Annotated in this window: 2 protein-coding genes and 1 pseudogene; all 3 read right to left on the reverse strand. The window is 69.5% G+C overall.

The window, feature by feature from the left end; all coding sequences use genetic code 11:
• Positions 1-627 (reverse strand): annotated as a pseudogene (locus P409_RS41270) (hypothetical protein); the annotation flags it as partial.
• A gap of 254 nt (positions 628-881) precedes the next feature.
• The gene (locus P409_RS21210; RefSeq protein WP_034843303.1) at positions 882-4151 is read right to left on the reverse strand and encodes an efflux RND transporter permease subunit; all 3270 of its coding nucleotides are present in this window, start codon (positions 4149-4151) and stop codon (positions 882-884) included.
• The gene (locus P409_RS21215; protein ID WP_034843305.1) at positions 4148-7264 is read right to left on the reverse strand and encodes an MdtB/MuxB family multidrug efflux RND transporter permease subunit; all 3117 of its coding nucleotides are present in this window, start codon (positions 7262-7264) and stop codon (positions 4148-4150) included. Before P409_RS21215 ends, P409_RS21210 begins: the two co-directional genes overlap by 4 nt.
• Between the last annotated feature and the right edge of the window lie 43 nt (positions 7265-7307).

The raw sequence follows: 7307 nt of genomic DNA on the forward strand, positions 1-7307 counted from the left end.
GGCCCAGCCGTGGTTGTACGAGGTGCCGGACCCGGTGCCCCCGGCGCCGCTCGGCGGGCCGCTCCCGGCCGAGCCGTTGGACTGGTTGCCTGTCCCCCCGGCACCGGGGGTGCCACCGTCAGCTCCGGCCCCGCCGGTGGATCCTCCGCTGGAGGTGCCGCCGGCTCCGGGGTTCATGCCGCCATTGCCGCCCGTTCCTCCGGACCCGCCGTCGACCGCGTTGCCGCTGCCGCCGCCGCCGCCGGCATAGATGATACCCTGGCCCGAAGAGGTCAGGATGACGGCCGAGCGGCCTCCACCGCCGCCTCCGTCTCCGTCGTCATGGGCGTGCCCGCCCGATCCGCCGCCGCAGATACCGCCGACACCGCCGCTGACCTGCCCGACGCCGCCGACCTCGATCTGAAGGCCGTACGACGGGCCCCACTGCGACGTGACCGGGATCGTGGCGCTGACGATCCCTCCAAGGCCGACCGCAGGACCGTGGTCGCCGGAGCCCCCTGACGCAGCGGCCGCCGTCACGGTGATGCTCGTGGTGCCGGGCGGGACAGTGACGGTCGTCACTCCGGGCAGGTTGAAGGTAATGGGACCGCTCCCCGGGGCAATGGTCTGGATCTCGTTATTCGCCATCTCTAATCCTCCTCTCGACTATGAATTTTCGAGCGGCCCAGGCCAAAATGACCGGCTGGTTGCCGCTCGCCAAATGACCCGCTCCTTCGCCCGGCCCGGCCTGTCTCCGGCGCGACACCGATCCTGAGCGGATAGGACACCAAGCTTATTGCATAATATCATATGCGCCTAGTCTCAAATCGGCGCGACTGATAAGTCCGGATGCCTTGCACTGCCGGAAAGGCCGAGGAGTCTCGGGCGAGCGGCCGGTGGTCCTACTCCGCCGCCCCCGGCGCGGGACCGGCCGGGCGCGGGAAAGCGCGGCCCCAGCGGTCGCGCGACCACAGGCGGAAGCGGTCGAGCACCAGGTACAGCACCGGGGTGGTGTACAGCGTCAGCACCTGGCTGACGATCAGCCCGCCGACGATGGCGATGCCCAGCGGCTGGCGCAGCTCGCTGCCGGCGCCGAAGCCGACGGCCAAAGGGATGGCGCCGAAGATCGCCGCCATCGTCGTCATCAGGATCGGCCGGAAGCGCAGCAGGCTGGCCTGCAGGATCGCCTCGCGCGGGGTCAGGCCGCGGCTGCGCTCCGCCTCCAGCGCGAAGTCGATCATCATGATCGCGTTCTTCTTGACGATGCCGATCAGCAGGATGACGCCGATCATCGCGATCAGGCTGAACTCGGTGTCGAACAGCATCAGCGCCAGCACCGCCCCGACCCCGGCCGAAGGCAGGGTCGACAGGATGGTGATCGGGTGGATCGTGCTCTCATACAGGATGCCCAGCACGATATAGACCGCCGCCAGCGCCGCCAGGATCAGGATCGGCTCGTTGCTCAGCGAGCTCTGGAACACCTGGGCGGTGCCCTGGAAGCTGCCATGGATGGTCGACGGCATGTGGAGATCCACCATCGCCCGCTGCACCGCCGCCGCGGCGTCGCTGAGCGACTTGTCCGGCGGCAGGTTGAAGGAGATGGTGGTCGCCGCGAACAGGCCCTGGTGGTTGATCGACAGCGGCGTGTTGCCCGGCCCGTAATGGCTGATCGCCGACAGCGGCACCATCGTCTCCTTCGCCGTGCTGACGGCGGCGCCGCTGGAGGTGCCCTTGCGGCCGGCATTGGCCAGGGCGTTGGTGTTGGCGTTGGCGGCCGACTGCGCCGCCAGGCTGGCCGTGCCGGTGCCGGTGGCGCTGGCCGGGGCGTTGGTGCTGGCAGTGCCGCCGGCGCTGCCGCCCGAGGTGCTGATGTACAGGTTCTTCAGCGTCTCCGGGCTCTGCCAATATTGCGGCGCCACCTCCATCACCACGTGATACTGGTTGATGGCGCTGTAGATGGTCGACACCTGGCGCTGGCCGAAGGCGTCGTAGAGGGTGTTGTCGATCTGCTGCGGCGTGATGCCGAGGCGCGCCGCGGTGTCGCGGTCGATGATGATGTCGGTCTCGACGCCCTTCTGCTGCTGGTCGGAGTTGACGTCGGCCAGGGTCGGGTCGGCCTGCAGCGCCTGGGTCAGCTTCGGCCCCCATTCCTGCAGCTCGGCCGAGGAATCCGACTGCAGCGTGTACTGGTAGGCGGCGTTGCTCTGCCGCCCGCCGGCGCGGATGTCCTGGGCCGAGACCAGGAACAGCTGGCCGCCCGGCACCACCGCCAGCTTGCCGCGCAGTCGGGCGATCACCTCGTCGTCGCTGACGCCGCGCTCGGACAGCGGCTTCAGGGTGACGAAGACCTGGCCGGTGTTGGTCTGCGACCGGCCGCCGCCCCCGCCGCCGGTGAAGCCCACGACGCTGTCCACCGCCGGGTCGGTGCGGACGATGTCCATCAGCTGCGCCAGCTTCTGCTGCATCGCCTGGAACGAGATGCTCTGGTCCGCGACGATGCCGCCGACCAGCCGGCCGGTGCTCTGCTGGGGGAAGAAGCCCTTCGGGATGATCGCGAACAGCGCGACGTTCAGGCAGACCACGCCGAACAGCACCAGGATGACGAAGCCGCTGTGGCGCAGCGCCCAGCCCAGGCTGCGCTCATAGACCCGCATCACCCGGGCCAGCGGGCCGGGGCCGCTGTCAGGCCGCGGCCGGCGGCGCAGCAGCAGGGCGCACAGCATCGGCGTGGTGGTCAGCGAGATCGCCATCGACACGGCGATGGCGATCGACAGGGTCAGGGCGAATTCGCGGAAGATGCGGCCGACCAGCCCGCCCATCAGCAGGATCGGGATGAACACCGCCACCAGCGAGATGCTGATCGACAGCACGGTGAAGCCGACCTCGCGCGCACCGCGCAACGCCGCCTGGCGCCGCGGCATGCCGGCCTCGATGTGGCGGGAGATGTTCTCCAGCACCACAATGGCGTCGTCGACGACGAAGCCGGTGGCGATGGTCAGCGCCATCAGCGACAGGTTGTCGAGGCTGTAGCCGACCAGGTACATGGCGCCGAAGGTGCCGATGATCGAGACCGGCACCGCCACCGCCGGGATGATAGCGGCGCGCGGGTCGCGCAGGAAGGCGAACACCACCAGCATCACCAGCAGCACCGAGATCACCAGCGTCAGCTGGGTGTCGTTCAGCGAGGCGCGGATGGTGCCGGTGCGGTCCGCGGTCGGGGTGATGTCGATGTCCCGCGGCATGGCGGCGCGCAGATGCGGCAGCTCGGCCATCACCCGGTCAACCGTGTCGATGATGTTGGCCCCGGGCTCGCGGTACAGCACCACCAGCACTGCCGGCTTGCCGTCCGCCAGGCCGGCGTTGCGCAGATCCTCGACCGAATCCTGGACGTCGGCGATGTCGGACAGCCGCACCGTGGCGCCGTTGCGGGCGGCGATCACCAGCGGCTTGTACTCCGCGGCCGTGCTGGCCTGGTCGTTGCTGTAGATCTGGAAGTGCCGGCCGGCCTCCTCGATCGCCCCCTTCGGACTGTTGGCGTTGGCCGCGGCCAACGCGGCCCGGACATCCTCGAGCCCGATGCCGTACTGCGCCAGCGCCTGGGGGTTCAGCTCGACCCGCACCGCCGGCAAAGCCGCGCCGCCCAGCGTCACCTGGCCGATGCCCTCGATCTGCGACAGCCGCTGCTCCAGCACGTTGCTGGCGGCGTCGTAGATCTGGCCGCGCGTCAGGGTCGGCGAGGTCAGCGCCAGGATCAGAACCGGCGCGTCGGACGGGTTGACCTTGCGGTAGGTCGGGTTGCTGCGCAGCGCCGCCGGCAGGTCGGCCCGGGCCGCGTTGATCGCCGCCTGCACGTCCCGCGCGGCGCCGTCGATGTCGCGGTTCAGGCCGAACTGCAGGATGATGCTGGCCTGGCCGACCGAGCTGCGCGAAGTCATCTGGGTGACGTCGGCGATGGCGCCGAGATGCCGCTCCAAGGGGCTGGCCACCGTCGCCGCCACCGTCTCCGGGCTCGCTCCCGGCAGCGAGGCGGAGACCGAGATGGTCGGGAAGTCGACCTGCGGCAGCGGCGACACCGGCAGCTTCAGATAGGCGAAGAACCCGGCCAGGACGATGCCGAGGGTCAGCAGCGTCGTCGCCACCGGCCGGGCGATGAAGGGGGCGGAAAGGTTCACGCCCCCTCCTCCCCGGTGCTGAAGCGGGAGCGCGGCCGGCGGCCGGTGAGGCGCTGGGCCAGCCGGTCGAAGGCCAGGTAGATCACCGGGGTGGTGAACAGGGTCAGCAGCTGGCTGACCACCAGGCCGCCGACGATGGCGACGCCCAGCGGCCGGCGCAGCTCCGACCCCATGCCGGTGCCCAGCATCAGCGGCAGGGCGCCCAGAAGCGCCGCCATGGTGGTCATCAGGATCGGCCGGAAGCGCAGCAGGCAGGCCTGGAAGATGGCCTCGCGCGGCGGCTTGCCCTCCTCGCGCTCCGCCTGCAGCGCGAAGTCGATCATCATGATCGCGTTCTTCTTGACGATGCCGATCAGGAGGATGATGCCGATGATCCCGATCACATCCAGCCCGTCACCCGCCGCCATCAGCGCCAGCAGGGCGCCGAGGCCCGCCGACGGCAGGGTGGAGAGGATCGTGACCGGGTGGATGAAGCTCTCGTAGAGCACGCCCAGCACGATGTACATCGTCGCGATCGCAGCCAGGATCAGCAGTGCCTCATTGGCCAGCGAGGACTGGAAGGCGGCGGCCGAGCCCTGGAAGGCGGTGACGAAGCTGTCGGGCAGGCCGACCTCGGTCTCGGCCTTCTGGATCGCGTCGACCGCGGCGCCGAGCGACGATCCCGGCGCCAGGTTGAAGGAGATCAGCGTCGCCGGGAACTGCCCGAGGTGGGTGATCTGCAGCGGCCCGGCCCGCTGCTCGACCTTGACGATGGCCGACAGCGGCACCTGCCCGCCGGAGGAAGTCGAAGACGGCAGGTACAGCGCCTTCAGCCCGTCCAGCGACTGCTGCAGCGACGGCGCCGCCTCCAGGATCACGCGGTACTGGTTGGCCTGGGTGTAGATGGTCGACACGATGCGCTGGCCGAAGGCGTCGTAGAGGGCGTTGTCGATCGTCGCCGGGGTGATGCCGAAGCGGGCGGCGGTGGCGCGGTCGATCACCAGGTCCACCGCCAGCCCCTGCTGCAGGTAGTCGCTGGCGACGTCGGTGATCTCCGGCACCCGCTGCAGCCGCTGCATCAGTTTCGGCACCCATTCCTGGAACTGGTCGAGATCGGCGTTCTGCAGCACGAACTGGTACTGGGTGCGGCTGACGGTGGAATCGATCGTCAGGTCCTGCACCGGCTGCAAGTAGAGGGTGATGCCCGGCACGCCCACCGTCTCGCCGCGCAGCCGATCGATCACCGCGCCGGCATCGGCGCTGCGCTGGCCCAGCGGCTTCAGCGTGATCAGGAACCGGCCGCTGTTCAGCGTGGTGTTGGTGCCGTCGACGCCGATGAAGGAGCTGAGGCTCTCGACATCCGGGTCCTTCAGGATCGCCTCGGCCAGCGCCGACTGGTGCTTCGCCATCTCGGCATAGGAGACGGTCTGCGCCGCCTCGGAGATGCCCTGGATCATCCCGGTGTCCTGCTCCGGGAAGAAGCCCTTGGGAATGACGACATAGAGCGCGATGGTCAGCGCCAGCGTCGCCACCGCCACCAGCAGGGTCAGCGGCTGATGGTCCAGCACCCAGCCCAGCGCCTTTCCGTACCGGCCGATGATCCAGTCGAAGGCGCGCTCGGCGCCGCGGTCGAAGCGGCCGCGCTCGGCCTGCGGCCGGTGGCGCAGCAGCTTGGCGCACATCATCGGCACCAGGGTCAGCGACACCACGGCCGAGATCACGATGGTGACCGCCAGGGTGACCGCGAATTCGTGGAACAGCCGGCCCACCACCTCGCCCATGAACAGAAGCGGGATCAGCACGGCGATCAGCGACACGGTCAGCGAGATGATGGTGAAGCCGATCTGCTCGGCCCCCTTCAGCGCCGCCTGCAAGGGCCGCTCGCCCTCCTCGACGAAGCGGGCGATGTTCTCGATCATCACGATCGCGTCGTCGACGACGAAGCCGGTGGCGATGGTCAGCGCCATCAGCGACAGGTTGTCGAGGCTGAAGCCCAGCAGGTACATCGCCGCCAGGGTGCCGACCAAGGACAGCGGCACCGACAGGCTGGGGATGATGGTGGCCGCGGCGGTGCGCAGGAACAGGAAGATCACCATCACCACCAGCGCCACGGCCAGCATCAGTTCGAAGCCGACATCGGCGACCGAGGCGCGGATGGTGACGGTGCGGTCGCTGAGCACCGCGACCTCCGCCGCCGCCGGCAGGCTGGCCTCGAGCTGCGGCAGGATGGCCTTGATGCCGTCCACCACCGCGATGACGTTGGCGCCGGGCTGGCGCTGGATGTTGACGATGATCGCCGGCGTCGTGTTCGCCCAGGCGGCGAGCTTGCCGTTCTCCGGCCCGCTGACCACGGTGGCGACGTCGGACAGGCGGATCGGCGCGCCGTTGCGGTAGGCCACGACGACATCGTTGTAGTCCTGCGCCCGGGTGATCTGGTCGTTGGCGTTGATCGTCGACGACCGGGTCGGGCCGTCGAAATTGCCCTTCGGCGTGTTGACGTTGACGTTGCCCAGCGTGGTGCGCACGTCGTCGATGGCGAGGCCGTAGGCGGCCAGGGCCTGCGGGTTCACCTGGATGCGCACCGCCGGCCGGGCGCCGCCGCTGAGGCTGACCAGGCCGACGCCGGGCTGCTGCGAGATCTTCTGCGCCAGGCGGGTGTCGACCAGGTTCTGCAGGTCGGTCAGCGGGATCGTCTTCGAGGTGACGGCCAGCGACAGGATCGGCGCGTCGGCCGGGTTGACCTTGGCGTAGATCGGCGGCGCCGGCAGGTCGCCCGGCAGCAGGTTGCCGGCGGCGTTGATCGCGGCCTGCACCTCCTGCTCCGCCACGTCGAGGCTGAGGTCGAGGTTGAACTGCAGGGTGACGACCGAGGCGCCGGCCGAGCTGGCCGAGGTCATCTGGCTCAGCCCCGGCATCTGGCCGAACTGCTTCTCCAGGGGCGCGGTGACCGAGGAGGTCATCACCTCCGGGCTGGCCCCGGGATAGAAGGTCTGCACCTGGATGGTCGGGTAGTCGACCTCCGGCAGAGCCGACAGCGGCAGGAAGCGATAGGCTACGGCGCCGACCAGCAGGATCGCCGCCATCAGCAGCGAGGTGCCGACCGGCCGCAGGATGAACGGACGCGAGGGGTTCATCGCGGTCCTCCGGCGGAGTGACCAGCACTGCGCATTTCATCCT

The organism is Inquilinus limosus MP06, assembly GCF_000767795.1.
GTDB lineage: Bacteria > Pseudomonadota > Alphaproteobacteria > DSM-16000 > Inquilinaceae > Inquilinus > Inquilinus limosus_E.